This window comes from Flavobacterium croceum DSM 17960, assembly GCF_002917885.1.
Lineage (GTDB): Bacteria > Bacteroidota > Bacteroidia > Flavobacteriales > Flavobacteriaceae > Flavobacterium > Flavobacterium croceum.
This window is the reverse complement of sequence record NZ_PQNY01000001.1, coordinates 295,825-315,749: the sequence shown is the minus strand read 5'-3', so window position 1 is coordinate 315,749 and position 19,925 is coordinate 295,825. Positions and strand designations below refer to the sequence as shown.

The 19,925-nt window shown below is 32.5% G+C and carries 16 protein-coding genes; 5 read left to right on the top strand and 11 right to left on the bottom strand.

What is annotated here, in order from left to right; translation table 11 throughout:
* From Q361_RS01530 to Q361_RS01520, 3 genes are all read left to right on the top strand, one after another.
* A partial coding sequence (locus Q361_RS01530) for a transposase (protein ID WP_146046964.1) occupies positions 1-198 on the top strand: 198 nt, incomplete at its 5' end.
* 186 nt (positions 199-384) lie between these two features.
* Positions 385-1,635, top strand: a complete 1,251-nt coding sequence (locus tag Q361_RS01525) for a pyridoxal phosphate-dependent decarboxylase family protein (protein ID WP_103724941.1) — start codon at positions 385-387, stop codon at positions 1,633-1,635.
* Entirely contained in the window at positions 1,616-2,179 is a 564-nt protein-coding gene (locus Q361_RS01520) for a 5-formyltetrahydrofolate cyclo-ligase (protein WP_103724940.1), read from the top strand. The genes Q361_RS01525 and Q361_RS01520 overlap by 20 nt, the downstream gene beginning before the upstream one ends.
* Here the strand turns inward: Q361_RS01520 and Q361_RS01515 are convergent.
* From Q361_RS01515 to ileS, 4 genes are all read right to left on the bottom strand, one after another.
* Complete coding sequence (locus tag Q361_RS01515) at positions 2,163-3,071, bottom strand: sterol desaturase family protein (RefSeq protein ID WP_103724939.1); 909 nt, start codon at positions 3,069-3,071, stop codon at positions 2,163-2,165. The two genes, Q361_RS01520 and Q361_RS01515, sit on opposite strands and share 17 nt — an antisense overlap.
* Positions 3,072-3,075: 4 nt before the next feature.
* On the bottom strand, positions 3,076-3,726 hold the full coding sequence (locus tag Q361_RS01510; RefSeq protein ID WP_103724938.1) for a lipoprotein signal peptidase: 651 nt from the start codon (positions 3,724-3,726) through the stop codon (positions 3,076-3,078).
* A gap of 144 nt (positions 3,727-3,870) precedes the next feature.
* Entirely contained in the window at positions 3,871-4,251 is a 381-nt protein-coding gene (locus Q361_RS01505) for a TraR/DksA family transcriptional regulator (RefSeq protein WP_103724937.1), read from the bottom strand.
* A 7-nt stretch (positions 4,252-4,258) separates the two neighbouring features.
* Positions 4,259-7,660 carry an isoleucine--tRNA ligase gene (gene ileS, locus Q361_RS01500; RefSeq protein ID WP_103724936.1) on the bottom strand — a complete coding sequence of 1,134 codons (3,402 nt, stop codon included), beginning with the start codon at positions 7,658-7,660 and terminating at the stop codon, positions 4,259-4,261.
* Positions 7,661-7,887: 227 nt separating this feature from the next.
* Here ileS and Q361_RS01495 point away from each other — a divergent pair, with 227 nt between their 5' ends.
* Positions 7,888-8,979, top strand: coding sequence for an acyltransferase family protein (locus tag Q361_RS01495; protein ID WP_103724935.1), 1,092 nt, complete (start codon positions 7,888-7,890; stop codon positions 8,977-8,979).
* Here Q361_RS01495 and recO read toward each other — a convergent pair.
* From recO to gdhA, 4 genes are all read right to left on the bottom strand, one after another.
* Complete coding sequence (gene recO, locus Q361_RS01490; protein WP_103724934.1) at positions 8,959-9,672, bottom strand: DNA repair protein RecO; 714 nt, start codon at positions 9,670-9,672, stop codon at positions 8,959-8,961. The two genes, Q361_RS01495 and recO, sit on opposite strands and share 21 nt — an antisense overlap.
* Positions 9,673-9,682: 10 nt before the next feature.
* Entirely contained in the window at positions 9,683-10,714 is a 1,032-nt protein-coding gene (locus Q361_RS01485) for a radical SAM protein (RefSeq protein ID WP_103724933.1), read from the bottom strand.
* A complete protein-coding gene (porZ, locus tag Q361_RS01480; protein WP_103724932.1) occupies positions 10,715-13,003 on the bottom strand; it encodes a type IX secretion system anionic LPS delivery protein PorZ in 2,289 nt (762 codons plus the stop codon).
* Between the two features lie 133 nt (positions 13,004-13,136).
* Positions 13,137-14,480 carry an NADP-specific glutamate dehydrogenase gene (gene gdhA / locus Q361_RS01475; RefSeq protein WP_103724931.1) on the bottom strand — a complete coding sequence of 448 codons (1,344 nt, stop codon included), beginning with the start codon at positions 14,478-14,480 and terminating at the stop codon, positions 13,137-13,139.
* Between the two features lie 286 nt (positions 14,481-14,766).
* Here gdhA and Q361_RS01470 point away from each other — a divergent pair, with 286 nt between their 5' ends.
* Positions 14,767-15,528 carry a THC0290_0291 family protein gene (locus Q361_RS01470; RefSeq protein ID WP_103724930.1) on the top strand — a complete coding sequence of 254 codons (762 nt, stop codon included), beginning with the start codon at positions 14,767-14,769 and terminating at the stop codon, positions 15,526-15,528.
* Positions 15,529-15,751: 223 nt separating this feature from the next.
* Here Q361_RS01470 and Q361_RS01465 read toward each other — a convergent pair whose 3' ends face one another.
* From Q361_RS01465 to Q361_RS01455, 3 genes are all read right to left on the bottom strand, one after another.
* Positions 15,752-16,033, bottom strand: coding sequence for a hypothetical protein (locus Q361_RS01465; protein WP_103724929.1), 282 nt, complete (start codon positions 16,031-16,033; stop codon positions 15,752-15,754).
* A 47-nt stretch (positions 16,034-16,080) separates the two neighbouring features.
* On the bottom strand, positions 16,081-17,520 hold the full coding sequence (locus tag Q361_RS01460; RefSeq protein ID WP_103724928.1) for a nucleoside recognition domain-containing protein: 1,440 nt from the start codon (positions 17,518-17,520) through the stop codon (positions 16,081-16,083).
* An 80-nt stretch (positions 17,521-17,600) separates the two neighbouring features.
* Positions 17,601-19,922 (bottom strand): penicillin-binding protein 1A, encoded by a 2,322-nt coding sequence (locus tag Q361_RS01455; protein WP_103724927.1) that lies wholly within the window; start codon positions 19,920-19,922, stop codon positions 17,601-17,603.
* Between the last annotated feature and the right edge of the window lie 3 nt (positions 19,923-19,925).

Below are 19,925 nucleotides of genomic sequence, written 5' to 3'. Positions count from 1 at the left end.
AAAAAATACAGAAAAAGAATTGAAACTTTGTTTTCTCAACTGTGTGACCAATTTATGATAAGAAGAAATTACGCTAAAACTTTTGAGGGGTTTAAAACTAGAATTTTGGCTAAAATTACAACTCTAACTTCTATTCAATTTTTTAATAAATTTGTATTTCAAAGAAACATTAACAACTTAAAAATAAATCTCGCTTAATAATGCACAACGGGTATTTTGTATATATTTGTATCAGATTAATATTTCAAATCTTTAATCTTATCACAATAAGGCTATATGCCGTAGGTAAAAATCTTTAGTCCTGCTTCGGTGGGACTTTTTTACCTAACAATTATCATATTTTAAACGTGAAGATTCCAATAGTTTTGCCTAAAATTTATACCTATGGTTTTTTGGAAAAAACTTACACAAGACGAACGTAAATATAGAATTGAACAAGCGTTACATCAAAACGTAAATTTTGCTACTGATGCCTCTTTGGGTTATCCTGCTTCAAAACTTGATGAACGTGTTTTTTACAACGATGCTCCTTTTTTAAAAGACGCTCCAACATTACAAACATATGTTGCCAATCCAAATCATATAGGCTGTCATACTCTAGGAACCTCAGAAAAAGCTTTTAGTGGCACTCAAGATATAGAGCGTGAAGTACTTAATGTAATTGCTTGTGATATTTTTAATGCCAAACCCAACAATTTTGACGGTTATATTTCGCCAGGTGGTACCGAAGCCAATATACAAGCACTCTGGATGTACCGAAACTTATTTATTACACACTTTAAAGCTCAACTTAACGAAATTGCCATAGTTGCCTCTGAAGACACACATTATTCTATAGCAAAGGGCTCCAATTTATTGCAAATAGATTGGATAAAAGTGCCTGTAGGGTTTAAAACTAGAGAAATTAGTCCCGAAAAACTAGAACAACTTATTGTTGAAGCCAAAAACTCAGGTAAAAAATATTTTATTGCCGTTGCCAATATGGGTACAACTATGTTTGGAAGCGTAGACAACCCTGATGTGTATACTCATGTTTTTGAAAAAGCGCAGGTAATTTATAAACTACATATTGATGGTGCTTACGGAGGATTTGTATATCCGTTTAGCAATCAGCAATCAAAAATAAATTTTTCAAACCCGAAAATAAGTTCTATTACTATAGATGCGCACAAAATGTTACAAGCTCCTTATGGAACTGGCGTTTTTATATGTAGAAAAGGACTTATAGAAAATGTGCTAACGCAAGAAGCTGAATATGTTGAAGGTATGGATTTAACCCTTTGCGGAAGCCGAAGCGGCTCGAATGCTGTAGCTGTTTGGATGATATTGTTTACCTACGGGCCACACGGTTGGTACGAAAAAGTAAGTATCTTGCAAATGCGAACCGAATATTTATGTAAAGAACTTGAAAAATTGGGTGTTGATTTTTACCGCCATCCTTATATGAATATTGTTACGGTTGATGCACAATTTATTTCTAAAGAATTAGAAAAAAAATACGACTTAGTACCTCAAAAACATAATGATGATAATAAATGGTATAAAATTGTTTTAATGGATCATGTAGAAGTGGAACATTTAACTAATTTTAGAGACGATTTAAAACATCATTTGTATGCTGAAAAAACCATGTAGAATTTTTCATAAAAACCTAAGACAAAATTTATCTGAAGAAGACATTGAAACACAAAGTTTAGCTATAGCCAATATGGCTTTAAAGATGAATGTTTGGAACAAAACGTATTATCATATTTTTTTAAGCATTACAGAGCAAAAAGAAGTCAATACCGAATATATATTACAAATATTAGCCGGAAAAGATAAAGATGTCATACTTTCAAAATCAGAATTTGAAACCTGCAAAATGACGCATTTTTTGCTTACCGAAAATACAAAAATTAAAAAGAGTCCATACAATATTCCAGAACCTATTGATGGTATTGAAGTTCCAAACACTAAAATAGACGTGGTATTTGTTCCGGTTTTGGGCTACGACAAGCAAGGTAATCGCGTAGGTTATGGAAAGGGTTTTTACGACAAATTTCTATCGGAATGTAAGCCTGAGGTCATTAAAATTGGATTGTCTTTTTTTAATCCTGTAGATTGTATTGAAGATGCAAACCCATGTGATATAAAATTAGATTATTGCATTACACCTCATGCTATTTTTCAATTTTAGAACGCTCAAGCCTTTCTAAAGCTCTTACTTTTTTGGAGGTTTTTCCATTTCCTAGATGATTCCAACCTGGAGGGTAAAATATATATTGAAGTCTATTTTTGAATGAAATATTGGGTTGAGATGCGTCTTTCCAAATAGATTTCAATTCATGAAAAACAATATTAACAGGCCCTTTGTTTTCTACAGGAACAGTAATACCAAACTTTACAGGCTCGTAATTTGGATCTTCTTTTTCAAAGGTTCCAAAAATTTTATCCCAAATAATAAAAGCCATACCCATATTTCTATCCAAATAACGAGCATTACACGCATGATGTACTCTATGATGTGAAGGCGTAACCAAAATATGTTCTAACCAACCCATATTGTGGATTGTTTGAGTATGTACCCAAGTGCCATAAACTTGTACAATAGCATATACAGCCATAACATCAAAAGGGTTAAACCCTAAAAAAGCGATAGGTGCAAAAAATAAATAGCGGTATAAAGGCTGAAATACAGATGAACGAAATCCTGTGGCTATATTAAAATATTCCGAATTATGATGTGTAACGTGTATCGCCCAAAATAAACGAGAAGAATGATCTAGCAAATGCAAAAAATAATATGCCAAATCTTGAAGTACAACAAGTGCCAACCAATACCAAAAAGTATGTTCTAACGTAATGATTTTATACTTGTAAAAGTAAAACATCACCCCAAAAGCAATACCTTTCATTACAATATCTATAGCAAAATTAAGAACTGCTAAATACAATGTTGTAAGGGTATCTCGAGTAGTGTATAAAGATTTTTTGTGCTTTATACTGTAATACATTTCAAACAAAATTACAACCACATGAAAAGGTGTGGCTAACAAATAAATACTCCCTATAGAGTTTTCATGAAACATAACTTTATTTATTTTCTTCTAAATCATTGTTTAAGTAGGGTTTAGTAGAATTTGTGGGGGTATTATCAAAAGCTTTTTTGTTAAAAAATATAAGTATTCCAACTCCTGTAGAAATAGAAAAATCGGCAACATTGAATATGGCATTAAAAAAATTAAATTCTTTACCCCCATATACGGGTATCCACTGCGGTAAAAAACCATGCCAAATAGGGAAATAAAACATATCTACTACCCTACCATGAAACCATGTGCCGTAATTATTCTCTGCAAATAATGATGCTAAATGCGTAGCTGTGCTCTTATCGAAAATAACTCCATAAAACACCGAATCTATAATATTACCCAAAGCACCTGCCATGATTAAAGAGATAGCAACAATTAAATACTTAGATTTTTTTTTCGTTACAGATTCCCATAACCAATATGCAATACCAACTACAGCTGTTATTCTAAATAGTGTTAAAAACAATTTTCCGTATTCACCTGGTATTTCTGTACCCCAAGCCATACCTTCATTTTCTATAAAAGTAAGTTTAAACCATTTTAATATATCTACACTTTCGCCGTAAAAGAAATTGGTTTTTACATATATTTTTGAAAACTGATCTATAAATAGAACCAAGATGATGATGTATATAGCGTGTTTTATTTTCATTTTATTAATTTTCTAAAGGTATTCTAATAAAATATAGATAAATCCTTTGTTGATTTTTTCTATTATTTTTGGCAAAAGTAGTATAAAAATACAAAAACACCCTAAAAAGAGTGTTTCTATACTTTGTTTTAAATAAAGTTTAACTTATCGTTGCATATTTTTAGCCTCGATACTCATCGTAGCATGAGGCACAATTTTAAGTCTATCTTTACCTATTAATTTTCCTGTAATTTTACACACACCATAGGTTTTGTTTTCTACTCTAAAAAGAGCATTTTTAAGGTCGCGAATAAATTTTTCTTGACGAATTGCCAATTGCGAATTTGCCTCTTTACTCATGGTTTCGCTACCTTCTTCAAACGCTTTAAATGTAGGCGAAGTATCATCGGTGCCGTTATTCAAATCATTCATATAAGCACTCTTGATAAGTTCAAGATCTTTTTGAGCTTTTTCTATTTTTTTTAAAATAATTTCTTTGAATTCCGCCAAATCAGCATCGGAATATCTTACTACTTCATCTGTCATAATACAACTATTTTGAAATTAATATTTTTGTTTTGATATCGTCAAATTCAATTTCTATACCATTTTCTAAATTATCAGAAAAATTTAATTCTTCGGTTAAAGTTTCCGATTTAATATACTCTTGATTACTGAGTATCGCATCTTCCAAATTACCAAAACGCTCCAAAGTTACTTTTATTTTATCGGTTACTTCAAAACCTGAATCTTTACGTATATTTTGAATTCGGTTTACCAATTCTCTAGAAATTCCTTCTTTTTTCAAGGCATCCGATATTGTAATATCTAAGGCAACAGTAATTCCGTTTGCACTAGCTACCAACCAACCTGGAATATCTTGAGAAGTTATTTCTACTTCTTGAGAAGTTAAAATTATGCTTTTTCCTGAAATAACAATAGAAATTTCTCCTTTTGTGTCTATTTCATTAATTTGATCTTGAGAAAAAGCCTGTATCTCTTTGGAAACTAGATTAATATCTTTTCCAAACTTAGGCCCTAGTGCTTTAAAATTTGGTTTAATTTGTTTTACCAATACACCCGAAGCATCATCTAGAAGTTCGATTTCTTTTACATTTACTTCTGCTTTAATAAGGTCTGCAACAGCTTCTATTTCTGCTTTAAAAACCTCATCAAGTACAGGAATCATAACCCTTTGCAAAGGTTGTCTTACTTTTATCATTTCTTTTTTTCGAAGTGACAACACCAATGAAGAAACGGTTTGTGCTTTCAACATTTTGCTTTCTAGCGATTTATCAACAAAGTTTTCAACCAAAACAGGAAACTCTGACAAGTGTACACTATCAAATTTCTCGTTGTTTGTAGCCGTGTTCAAATCTTTGTAAAGCCTATCCATAAAAAACGGAGCAATTGGAGCAGACAACTTGGCTATGGTAACCAAACAAGTGTAAAGGGTTTGGTAAGCTGCTATTTTATCTGTGCCGTATTCGCCTTTCCAAAATCTTCTTCGGCATAAACGAACATACCAATTACTTAAATTCTCTTGAACAAAATCGGATATAGCTCGAGCTGCCTTTGTAGGTTCGTAATCGGCATAAGCCTCATCTACCAAAGCAATTAAAGAATGTAATTCTGATAAAATCCATCGGTCAATTTCTGGTCTTTCTGCCAATGGAATTTCGGCTTCAGCATAAGTAAAGCCATCTATATTAGCGTATAAGCTAAAGAATGAATACGTGTTGTATAAAGTTCCAAAGAATTTTCTACGAACTTCAGCAACACCTTCTATATCAAATTTCAAATTATCCCACGGATTAGCATTCGAAATCATATACCAACGCGTTGCATCTGGACCATACTCTGCCAAAGTAGTAAATGGATCAACAGCATTACCCAAACGTTTCGACATTTTTTGTCCGTTTTTGTCTAGAACTAAACCGTTTGATACTACATTTTTATACGCAATTTTATCAAAAACCAACGTTCCAATGGCGTGTAATGTGTAAAACCAACCACGAGTTTGATCGACACCTTCGGCAATAAAATCGGCTGGAAATGCTTTGTTTTCGTCAATCAACTCTTTGTTTTCAAATGGATAATGCCATTGTGCATAAGGCATTGCGCCACTATCAAACCAAACGTCAATTAAATCGGTTTCGCGTTTCATAGGTTTACCTGTAGCTGATACCAATACAATATCATCAACTACGTTTTTATGTAAATCTACCAAATCGTAGTTTTCTTCGCTCATATTTCCAACCACAAAACCTTTAAATGGGTTTTCTTTTTGGAAACCTGCTGCGATAGATTTTTCAATTTCAGCATACAATTCTTCAACAGAGCCAATACAAATTTCTTCGGTTTTATCTTCGGTTCTCCAAATTGGCAATGGAATTCCCCAATATCTTGAGCGTGACAAGTTCCAATCGTTGGCGTTTTTTAGCCAATTCCCAAAACGCCCTTCTCCTGTAGCCTTTGGTTTCCAGTTGATCGTTTCGTTTAAATCGAACATTCTATCTTTGATTTCGGTTACTTTGATGAACCAAGAATCTAACGGATAATATAAAATTGGTTTGTCAGTTCTCCAACAATGTGGGTAACTGTGCACGTATTTTTCAACTTTAAAGGCTTTATTTTGCTCTTTTAATAGAATAGCAATTTCTACATCGACAGATTTTTCTGGAGCTTCGCCATCGTTATAATATTCATTTTTTACATACTTTCCTGAAAACTCTCCTAAGTCTTGAATAAATTTACCTTGTAAATCTACCAAAGGAACAGGATTTCCATTCTCGTCTAAAACCAACATTGGTGGCACTTCGGGTGTTGCTTCTTTGGCAACTTTAGCATCATCTGCACCAAAAGTTGGCGCTGTATGCACAATACCCGTTCCGTCTTCGGTAGTAACAAAATCACCCGCAATAACTCTAAAAGCATTTTCAGGATTTTGATAAGGTAAAGCCAATGGCAATAATTGCTCGTAACGAATTCCAACTAAATCGGCTCCTTTACATTCGGCAAGAATTTGGTATGGAATATTTTTATCGCCTTCTTTAAAATTTTCGAAATCAGATGGTTCAACAGAAGCAAAAAATCCTTTTCCAAATTGTTTTCCAACAAGGTTTTTAGCTAAAATTACTTTTATAGGACGATAAGTATATTGATTGAAAGTTTCAACCAAAACATAATCTATTTTTGGGCCAACAGTCAAAGCTGTGTTACTTGGTAAAGTCCAAGGTGTTGTTGTCCAAGCCAAAATGTGAATATCACCAAAACCTTGCAAAAAGCTAGGTAACGTTTCCAATTTTGTTTTGAATTGTGCTACTATTGTAGTATCGGTTACATCGCGATAAGCTCCAGGTTGGTTTACTTCGTGTGAAGACAAACCTGTACCTGCTTTTGGCGAATACGGCTGAATTGTGTAACCCTTATATAATAAATCTTTGTTGTAAATTTTTTTTAACAACCACCAAACCGATTCCATGTATTTGGATTTGTAGGTTACATACGGATCTTCCATATCTACCCAATACCCCATTTTTTCGGTAAGGTCGTTCCATACATCGGTATAGCGCATTACAGTGCGTTTGCAGGCTTCATTATATTCTGTAACCGAAATGGTTTTTCCAATATCTTCTTTGGTAATACCTAGTTCTTTTTCGGTACCTAGTTCTACGGGTAAACCATGTGTATCCCAACCTGCTTTACGTTTTACTTGATATCCTTTTTGAGTTTTATAACGACAAAAAATATCTTTAATAGCGCGAGCCATCACGTGGTGAATTCCTGGCAATCCGTTGGCAGAAGGTGGCCCTTCAAAAAACACATATGGCGTTGCACCTTCGCGCGAAGTTACACTTTGTTCAAATACATTATTTTTTTTCCAAAAATCAAGAACTTCTGATGCTACTGTTGGCAAGTCAAGTCCTTTGTATTCAGTAAATTTTGTGCTCATTTTGTCGTATTCTTAAATCAGGTTGCGAAAGTAGTAAATAGTTTTCAGTTTTCGGTTTTCAGGTTTCAGTTTTTGCAATTGTGAAGAGAAGATATATTTTTTTTAAGAATGAGAGAAAAAACTTCTTTAAAATACCAAAGATTTTGGACTTTACTTAGTTTGATTTTGCAACATAAAATTATAAATCGCATTTTTGTGAAATATTCTAAATTTTTAGTGAATACGAAATGGAAAGAATACCAAATATTACAGGGCTACGTTTCTTTTTGTCGGTTTTTGTGATGATTTTCCACATTTCAGAATTTTGTAGTAAACATGACATCCCATTTTACAATTCAATACCGCTATTTCACAAGGGACATGAAGCTGTTTGTGTCTTTTTTTCTTTAAGCGGATTTTTAATTATTCGACAGCTTTATCTTGAAAAAGTAACAACTAAAACCATTTCTCTAAAAAACTTTTATTTTAGAAGAGCTTTACGAATTTTTCCACTTTACTTTTTGATTTTAATTTTCGGCTTGACATATTACAATTATATTCTTCCAAAACTTGGCTTCATTGGTGGATTCAATATGGATTATAATTTATATGAAGGATTACTACTCTCTATATTCTTTATGCCAAATGTTTTTGCTACTCTATACAATCCTGGTGGAATAATAGAAATTCTTTGGTCTATAGGTGTTGAAGAACAATTTTATTTGTTTATTGCTCCAGTATTAATGTTTTTACCTATAAGGAAATTAATTCCTTTTTTATTGGTTTCAACCTTTATATTTTTTGTGTTGTATTTTAACATTGAAGGAAGTATTTTAAGAAAATACAATATATTGTTTTTTTATTTTACCTCCAGTGGCATTATTTCGATTCTATTATTAAAAAAACCACAACTACTTACTAATAAATTAGTTGTCTATGTTTCTATAATTAGTTTTACCCTCTATTTTACAACTAATATTTTTGTGAATTTATTTTCAACTAGCAACTATAACTTTTTCAGTATGTTGCTATTTTGTTTAACAATTGGCGTATTGAGTAAGAGGTCTTATTTCATTTTAAATCATCGAATTACCACATATTTAGGAAAGATTTCCTATGGAATTTATGTTTATCATTTAATTGTTATTCAATTGATTGGTTTAATTTATATCAAAATTTTTTCAAATCTTGGTCTAAATAATTATGTAATAATTGTGATTTATAATAGTATTGTATTAGTAGCGACTATTATTATTTCACATTTTTCTTATCAATATTTTGAGAAGTATTTTATAAATCTTTATCGAAATAAATCTGCTTTAAGCAAAAACCTCCTTTAAGACTTCAAGAGATTTTGGTTTTTTAAAACCGTCTAGGTGAATGGCGTAATATTGTAGTAGTATTTTTAATAGTAATTGTCTATGAGATGCAGTAAATATTTTTTGAGGCGTACTGAATTTTAATTCTAAGAGCATTTTAAATAACAATGTTTCTGTTTCTGAAATAGAATTGAGCGTTTGGTGTGTTATAAAGTTTCCTTCGTTTATATCAAAAAAAGAATTGGAACTATTGGAACTATCAGGATAAAAGCCTAAAAACTTTGTAAGTTGTACGAGTAAAATGAGGTGGAAATTAGCTATTTCTTCGTGTGTATCTAGCCAAAGTAATGCGGTTTCTAAAAAATGAAATAATTCGGTGTTTTTTTCTTCTTCATGAATACAATGGTGTACTATTTCTGAGATAAAAATAACAATAGTACTCTTGTAAATATCGTTTGGAATGGTTTGGTACGATGTAGCTAATTTTATTTCTTTAAAATGTTCTAGTGTTCCTTTGTTTTTATGGTTGGCTTCTATTTCTAAAATGGTTAATGGCTGAAAATAAGCTATTTTTCTATTATTTTTTGAGCTTGAAAAAGCATTTGGAACGAAATACGTTTTAATACCATTACTTTCTGTAAAACACTTTACAATAAGACTTTTTTCTTGAAATTTTACTGTTGAAAAAACAATAGCTTTCGTTTTAATAAGCATTTTTAGTGTATTATCCGTTCATTTCTACTGAATAGTTCAGCATGTTTCTATTTATTTGATCGAGTTTTTTTCGTGAAATAAATATGTTTTTGAAGAGTTTCCAATCCCAATGGTTCTCTTTTTTCCATTGATGAAATGTTTGATTTTTCCAATCAAAATTTTCTTTCCAAAAAAAATCTGGAGCTATATAGCATGTGGCATACGGAACTAAATAAGAGCTGTTGTTTTTGTTTTGTACCACATTGCGTTCTTCATCTCTTTTAATAGAAGTGGGAGCAAGTACATTTATTTTTCTTAGTTGCGCTTCAACACCAAAGTCTTGCATTATTTTTGAATAATCTTGTTCTATTTCTTTTAGACTAAAATTATTGTAGGTCGTTTCTCCTATTTTATCTATTGGACGAAATTGAATAGTATTAATGTCATACTGACCAAACCATTTAAAAAAGTCTTTTATTTCGTAAAAATTATCTTTATTAAACGTATAATTTATTCGCAAACTTAATTTTGGATTGTTTTTTTTCTCAAGAGAAATATTTTCAAGTAATTTATGAAAAGTATCGTAATTACCCTTATCCATAAAGTTTTCATACGTGTCTTTGTATACGCCGTGCATCGAAATAATAAACTCATGCAATCCTTTTTCTGAGTAAGTAGAAATATCTTGTTTTGTGAGTAAATTACCATTGGTAACCATACTTATATGCGGAATTTTATATTGGCAAGCAAGCTCTATTATTTTGTCAATATTTTTAAATAGCGTGGGTTCTGCCCCACATCCAATTTGAATTTTTAGTGCATTTTTAAAATTTACAGATGCTATTTTTGGCAAATCTTCTTCTTTAAAAATTCCTTTAAGTTTTTTAGTAAAATTAGGATCTGTAAAATAACACATCTTACAGCGCAAATTACACGCTAAAACAGGATCGAATTGTATTGACAAATACCTTTTATTAAAAACGCTAAGTAGCCATAGTCCGAAAAACTTAATTCGGTGGTTGTTTATTTTTTGATTGATTTGAAGTAGTTTGTAAATATTCATTTATCGTACAATCATTATTTTTTTTACCGTAGTTTCTATGCCATCTTCGGCAGAAATAAAAACCATATATACTCCAGAGGCAACTTTATAACTACCAAAAGCTGTGGTATCCCATTCTACTGTACCTCCTTCTGAGGTGGTTTCAAAAACTAAATTTCCTTCAATATCTGTAATTTTTACATTTGCTTTGTTTGTTAAAGCTGCTATTTTTACTGTTCCTGTAAATTCTGGCCGTACTGGATTTGGATATACAAATACATTATTCAAGTTATCACTTGCTTTGGTGGCTGTCCCTTTAAAAGAAACCAATCCTTTATCGGTAGCAAAAAACACTTCTCCTGTAACCCCATCTATATCTATATCATTAATGTTATTACTTGGTAAAGGGCTGTTGTCTTTTGTAAAATGATAAATTGTATTTTGCCCATCAGGAGAAACCAAATATACACCTGCATCTGCCAGTGACACCCATTTTCTATTAGCACCGTCTACTTCTATATCGGTAATAAATTGATCGTAAAACAATTCTTGCGCTTGCCCATTTTCAAGAATAATAATCGATTTTGATTGTATTTGATCATCTGAAAAAAAAGCATCTGTTTGCACTACTCTTAAACCTCTGATAGTACCTATCCAAAGTTGATTTTTATTATCTATAGCTAAAGCTCTTGTATCTTGAAATGGTAAATTACCTTCTGTTCCCATTTTAATCGATACAAACTTGTTGTTTTTTTCATTGTAACCAATTACACCGTTAGATCTATACGATGCTAACCACTTTGTGTTGTTTTTATCTACTAACATGTTAGGATATTGTTCGTAATAGGGTTCTGACACACCTGGTGTTAAGTCTATTCTAGTCAATTGCCCATTTTTTTTCAATATATTTAATCCTTTTGTGGTAAGTGAGGTGGTAAACCAAAAGTCTCCATTACTATCATAACCGCCTCCATTAACTCTTATTTGATCGCCATTAGATTCGAGCGGTTGCAATGGATCTGAACCTGTGTTGGTATCGTCATACAAAATAGTTGGCGTATTATTTACAAACTTTAGTAAACCCGAAAAACTGCTTCCTACAAAAAAATCGTTATCGTTTTTTGGATTAAGAATAATGCGAGTCATACATCTTGCATTAAAAATTTCAGGGAGATCGAGTAATTCCCAACCTGCTTCTTTACTATATTTGTTCATAGGATAAGAATGTGGACCTCCATCATAATAAGGGTTGTAATCTACAGGATCGTATGTTCCGTATGTAGCCCAAAGGTATTTTGAAGCTTTTTTTATTCTAAAAACACTATTCCTAAAAGGCCCATTTGGGAGCACAAACTCTTGTTGAGAACTGTTGTTTAGGGGTATTGTAAGGATACCTTGTGTGGTGGTGCCTATATAGACTGTGTTGTTTACAATAGTAGTGCAAGTAAATTTAGGGTTTTTTGGATTTTGAGTAGATTGAAAATGAAACACCAATACCAAAGAAGTGTTGTAAACATAAACGTGGTTTTGCGTGGTTACTATTACATAATCTTCTGTATTTCTAAAATCAATAACATTTTCTGGAAATGTCGTGATAACTGTATTGGTCATGTTATTTACCCTTTCCATTGCATTGGAAGAATTAATACAGTAAATTTCGTTTGCAAATGAAATCACTCCTTTAAAATAATCTCCCAACAATTGGTTCCATTGGTTATAATCATCTAGAAATTGACTAGAAATTAAGGCTCTTCGTATTCCATTATATTCTGTTGCAGCATATATATAAGGTTCTTTTACAGCTATTTGTAACACTTTGGTTGTATTGCCATTTGGCCCCATATAGTAGGTTTCTCCAAACTCCATAGTATCCAATTTGAATACCGAAATACCGTAATTGGTGGCTATATAAATCTTATTGTTGTATTCGTAGAAATGGTTGATTTGTTTTATAGAAGGTGGTACAGGAACCTCGTCTATAATACCTCTTTTTTGCAATACAGTTCCGTCTGCTTTGTGAATAAGTAGCATACCTTTTTCATTACCTACAAAAATTAATTTTAAAGTAGGTTGGTAATATATTGCTGTAATATTCTCGGCCTTAAACCCATCTACGGTAGTGATTGTTTTGAGTTCGTTTGTTATAAAATTTTTATAAAAAAGTGCATTTTCTGTAGCTGCAACTACATTACCTCCTAAGTTTGCTACATCTTTTATGTTGTTGTAAGAAAAATAGCTTTGCCATAATTGATTGGTTTGTGCAAAAGTGGCACAAGAAAATAGAAGAAGCAATACTGTTTTTTTAAGCATCTTATTTTGAGTTGCTGTTATAAATTTATACAAATATAATGAAACGTAAATAAAGCTCTTTTCGTGTATAAAAAACAAAAACCTTTTACCAAAATTTGATAAAAGGTTTTTCAACAAAATTAAGTAAGTATGATTATACTACGCCTTGAGCGAGCATTGCATCGGCTACTTTTACAAAACCTGCAATATTTGCTCCTTTTACGTAATTTACATAGCCATCTTCTTCTTTTCCATATTGTTTACATTGACTGTGAATACCTACCATGATATCTTTAAGTCTCAAATCTACCTCTTCACTAGTCCAATTTAAACGTATAGAATTTTGAGTCATCTCTAGTCCTGACGCAGCAACACCACCTGCATTGGCAGCTTTACCTGGTGCAAAAAGTACTTTTGCATTTAAAAACTGCTTAATAGCATCTAATGTAGATGGCATATTGGCCGCTTCTGTAACACACATAACTCCATTATTGATAAGTTGTATTGCATCTTGCTCATTCAACTCGTTTTGAGTAGCACAAGGTATTGCAATATCAACTTTTACTTCCCAAGGGCTTTTGCCTTTAAAAAATTTAGCGCTTGGGTATCTCTCTGCATACATTTCTGCTCTATTGGTACCACTGTTACGCATTTCAAGCATAAATTCGATTTTCTCTCCAGAAATACCTTCTTCATCGTATATATAACCATCAGGTCCAGAAATTGTAACCAATTTTCCGCCCAATTCATTAATTTTTAATGCTACTCCCCATGCAACATTTCCAAATCCTGAAATAGCTACTGTTTTGCCTTTTATTTCTTCGCCAATTGTTTTTAACATTTGCTCTGTAAAGTAAACCACACCATAGCCTGTAGCTTCAGGACGTATAAGTGATCCTCCATAGGCCAATCCTTTACCTGTTAAAACACCTGTAAACTCGTTTCTTATTCTTTTGTATTGACCAAATAAATAACCAATTTCTCTAGCTCCAACCCCAATATCTCCGGCTGGAACGTCCAAATCTGGACCTATGTGTCTGCATAATTCAGTCATAAATGATTGGCAAAAACGCATAATCTCAGCATCTGATTTTCCTTGCGGGTCAAAATCAGAACCTCCTTTACCTCCACCCATAGGCAAAGTAGTTAAACTGTTTTTAAAAACTTGCTCAAAAGCCAAAAACTTAAGTACTGATAGGTTTACAGTATGGTGAAAACGAATACCTCCTTTATAAGGGCCAATAGCTGAATTCATTTGAATTCTAAAACCTCTGTTTACTTGTATTTCTCCTTTATCATCTACCCAAGGCACTCTAAAAATGATAGATCTTTCGGGCTCGGCTATGCGCAACAATAAGTTTTTGCCGTCGTATTTTTTTTGTTCTGATATAAAAGGAATTACGGTTTCTGCAAATTCCCTTACTGCTTGAATAAATTCTGGTTCATTTGGATTTTTGGCCTCTACGTGAGCCATAAAATCATTGATTTTTTGTTCCATAAATAAGGTTCAAATAAATTTGAAAATTAAAAAACTACGCTTTTAGAAAACGATTTCGTAAAAGTTTACAAATATACATTTATTAGTATAAATTACATTAAATTTTTAATCTGATAATTATTTTTATTATAAATGCTGTTTTTTTTAATAATTAATAAAAACTAAATCAAACAAATGCTTTTTGACTGTATTTTATTGCAAAACATAAGTATTTCATTATTTATTTTCTTTATTGTATATTGTTTTTATATATTTGTCCATCGATATTTTTGCAAACTTAAATCTGATGTTAAAAAAAGCCTATATCCTACTTTTTTTAGTTCTTTATACTAAAACTTCTGCTCAGTATTCTTATACTGAATTGGGGGTTTCTGCTGGGCCTGTATTTTTTAAATCTGATTATGGTGCGAGAAACGATTTTGAAAACTTTGTAAAAAATAATGGTTTTTCTATTGGTGTAAACTATTACACTACTCCAAACAATTTTTATGGCGGTTTTTGGGAACATATTAAACTTCGTTTTGATTTAACCTACATGAAAGCCGATTTGAAACATTATGGAGAATGGGTAGCGCCTGAAAGAACAAATACTTTTGCCAATCAATTACGTGGTATGTATGGTTCTACAGAAACTATAAATTTTGGAACCCAATTTGAATTCTACCCTTTAAGAACTGATGATTATAATAGAGGAGAAATGTTCAATCCATACTTTGGTATTGGCCCTCAAATTAATTATGTTAGTACCAAGGCAGAATCTACATTAGGTAAACTAGGTTCTCCTATTACTACTCCAGAAAAATATATGGGTGCATACAAAAATGAGAGTTTTTGGGTTCCATCTGTATGTGCTAGTGTAGGGGTTCGTTATAAACTATCTGATTATCATGCTTTAACAGCTGAAGTAAGAGGTCAATTTTATTTCTCTGATTGGGTAGATGGTTTAAACCCTGACCGAAAAGTATATACCGAAAACAAAGCCAACGATTACAATTTAGGCTTTAGTATTGGGTATGTTTACTATTTTAGTAATGTTCGTTTTTACTAAACATACTACTTAAGCCTTACAAAAAAACAGTATTTTGGAATATTAAAACTTTGAATTCCATAGCCATTAGTGGTAGGAAACGAAGAGTATAGCTCCATGCTATTATTGTCATAATTAATACTTTTTACAATTCCGCAGTGCCCCCAAGCATCGTTCCAAAATTGAACAAAATCCCCTTCCTTAACTTGATTTTTAGGTATTGATTTGCCTATCTTTTTCTTTATTAAAGCAAAATAGACTCCTTTGGGAATAGATGAATTTTGGTTGAGTAACTCGTAAATATTTTTTGAAGTAATAATTCTAATACGTTTTTATCTGTGCTGTTTAAGGCATAAAAGTGTTGTAGTACCTCAATTACTAGTTCCGTACAAACTGCTTGTTTGTAAGTTGGTGCTATTTTTGACCCATTTGTCTTTACAAAATTTACAATTTTCTCGTTTTTATTGTATACTGATTGTGCTTGTACTGTACTGTACAAAAGGCATACTAAAAACCATATTTTCATATTTACATTTTAGTTGTAAACGAAAATAAATTAACTTTAGTATTCAACTAAAAAAACCACATAGCAACGGCTATAGCTGCAATAACACAAATTAAATCAACTAGAAGCATTGTTGCTAATGTATAGCGTGTGTTTTTGATGTTTACAGAACCAAAATATACTGCTATAACATAAAATGTAGTTTCGGCACTACATTGAAAAATACATACCAATCGACCTGTAAAAGAATCGGGACCAAAATTTTGCATAGCATCTATCATAAATCCGCGAGAGCCTCCAGAACTAAAAGGGCGAAGCATCGCTACGGGCAAAGAATCTGTAATTGGTTTGCTTACGCCTAAATGAGAAAATACAAAGGCAATACCGTTGGAAACAATTTCAAACAAACCGCTATTTCTAAAGAAAGAAATGGCTACAAGCATACCTAAAACATAAGGGAAAATTTTCACTCCTGTTTCTAAACCATTTTTTGCTCCCGTTACAAAAGCATCAAATATAGTCGTCTGTTTTTCAGTAAACTTATTTTCATTGATAAAAGAAAAAATTAATGTTGCTCCAATAATAAGTACAAGCATCAATCCAGATAAATTGGAAGTAAAGAAATTTTTACCTATCAAATCTAGTCTATTTATATAAAAAAGTAATCCGATAATTGCTGCTAATAAAGCAAATATTCCTACCAATAAACTAGCACTTTTAAAATTTATTTTCTGGCGTATACCTACAATAATAAATGCTGCTAGTGTGCCAATAAAAGATGTAATTATACATGGCAACATAACATCTGCAGGATTTGTAGCGTTTTGAGCGGCTCTATAGCCTATTATTGATGTAGGTATAAGTGTAAGTCCTGCCGCATGAAGACACATAAACATAATTTGTGCGTCGCTCGCTTTATCTTTATCTGGGTTTATTTCTTGAAGACTTTGCATGGCTTTAAGTCCAAATGGTGTAGCGGCAGAGTCTAAACCTAAAAAATTGGCTGCAAAATTTAAAGTCATATACGAAATAGACTCATGGTTTTTTGGTACTGTAGGGAATATTTTGGAGAATAAAGGGCTTAATTTTTTGGCTAATTTTTCTGATGCTCCAGAGTCTATAAGCAATTGCATTAACCCACAAAAAAAAGCTAAATAAGCAATTAACGGAAGTATTAAATCTACCAATGTGTTTTTGCAAGTAGGTAGCAAACCATCGCTTTTTTGAACACCACTGTATATTTTTACGGTTTTGTTATTAAAAACATAGGTAGTATCTGGGTTAATGGTGTCTTTATTGACTACCATTGTTTTGTTTGTTGCGTTTTCAATACTATCTTTTACAAAAAAAGGAACTTGTTGTATGTATTTTTCGGAAATTAAAATAGGATCGTCTTTTTTACCATTTAATATATAATCTAAGCTATAATTAGTACCTGTAAATAAACTAATTATAACAAAAAGTATAGAAGATATAAAAATAACGAGCCAAAATCTACTTAAAACCATAATACTCTTTTTGTAATTATTAAAAAATATTGCTTTTGTTGTATTAAAAACCCGACTCATTTAAAGTCGGGTTTTTTTAATTATAGTCCGAATTCGTCTATATTTTGTTCTTCGGTACCTGTAGAGTCAGCCTCTTTATGACTGCCACTACTACTTCTTGGCGCAGACCAACAATCTACTTTCATATCAAAACCATCAGGTCTTTCAAATTCATCTTTAGAAATTTGCAAGTCGGGATCGGCATAACATTTTTCCATCATATAACCCCATATTGGTAATGCTGCCGTAGCACCTTGCCCGTATACTAAACTTTTAAAACGTGCTGAACGATCTTCGCAACCTACCCAAACTCCCGTTACTAAATTTGGAACCATACCTATAAACCAACCGTCTGATTGGTTTTGAGTTGTACCTGTTTTTCCTGCTATTGGATTTTTAAACATATATGGATAACCTGTCCAGCGGTTGTCTCCACTACCTCCTGTTTCGGTTCTTAGTCGCACACCCGAACCGCTTTCTGTTACTCCTTCTAGAAGTTTAATTACCGCAAAAGCTACATCTTTATTCAATACATCATGAGATTCAGCCACAGGTTCATACAATACGGCACCGTTTTTATCTTCAATTCTCGAAATAAAATAAGGTTTTATATATACCCCTTGATTGGCAAAAGTACTGTATGCTGCTACCATATCTTCAACAGTAATATCTACAGCTCCAAGTGATATGGCTGGCTGTACTGGTATATCGGATTTTACACCCAATTTTTTAGTTAAATCTACTACAGCTTCTGGCCCAGTTTGGTCTATAAGTTTGGCCGAAATAATGTTTATTGAGTTTGCCAAAGCATATTTTAGCGTAACCATACCACGGTATTTTTGATCGGAATTTCGAGGTTCCCAATCTTCGGTAACATGGTGTCTGCCTTTTCTTATCATAAAAGGTTCATCAAGCATGGTATCGCATGGTGTTTTACCTAGTTGTTCTATTGCTGTGGCATACACAAAAGGTTTAAAAGTAGAACCTACCTGACGTGCTCCTTGCCCTACATGGTCGTACTGAAAATACTTATAGTTTATACCACCTACCCATGCTTTTATTTGACCTGTTTGAGGCTCCATAGACATTACTCCCGCTTGAAGAAAGTGTTTGTAATAGCGTATAGAGTCTAACGGCGTCATCACGGTATCGCGTTCTCCTTTCCAAGTAAAAATGGTCATTTTAGTTTTTTTACTAAAGGTAGCCACAATATCGTCATCACTCATCTCTTTGTCTTTTAGAATACGCCATCTATCAGAATTTTTCATCGCCTGTTTGATTATCTTATCTGTTTCTTGGGGCGTAATGTTTACAAAAGGCGCATTTTTGTTTCCTTTTTGCTGATTCATAAATTCTTGTTGCAGATTTTTCATGTGCTCTGTAACGGCTTCTTCGGCATATTCTTGAATTTTTGAATCTATTGTGGTATAAATTTTTAAACCATCGCCGTATACATCATATTCTTCGCCATCTGGTCGTTTATGTTCTTTTACCCATTCTTTCATGTAATCACGAAGATATTCTCTAAAGTAAGTGGCTAATCCATCATAATGACTTTCTGGATGAAAATCGAGAACTATGGGTTTGCTTTGCAACATTTTTTTGGCAGACTCTTCTAGCTTATGGTTTCGAACCATTTGCCCAAGCACAATGTTTCTGCGCTCTATAGCTCTTTCTGGAAAGCGTTTTGGATTGTATCGAGAAGGATTGGTAAGCATTCCTACTAAAGTAGCACTCTCGTTTATGGTAAGGTCGCGAGGTTCTTTATTAAAATACACCTTGGCTGCCGATCTAATTCCTACAGCACCATTTACAAAATCTACCTGATTAAAATACAAAGCAATGATTTCGTTTTTGGTATATTGTCTTTCAAGTCTTATGGCAATAATCCATTCTTTTGCTTTTTGAATGATTCTAAAAGGTAAAAACTTGGAACCTTCACCATGAAAAAGCAATTTGGCAAGTTGCTGTGTTATAGTACTTGCCCCTCCATTTGAGCCTAGTTTTAGTGCTGCTCCAACTGTTCGTTTAGCATCAATGCCCGAATGTTCATAAAAACGTTCATCTTCTGTAGAAACAAGTGCATCTACTAATGATTTTGGCAAGTCTTTATATTTTATTGCTGTTCTATTTTCGTTATAAAATTTACCCAAAACCTCACCATCACTCGAAATAATTTCGGTTGCTAGATTTGATTCTGGATTTTCTAGTTCTTCAAATGAGGGCATTGCTCCAAATAATCCCCACGAAGCAAATAAGAAAAATAAAAATATGCCTCCTAAACCATAAAAGAAAAACCTCCAAAATTTTCTTTTGTAATAGCTACTATCTTTTACTACTGCTTGATTATTTTTTTGTGCCATATT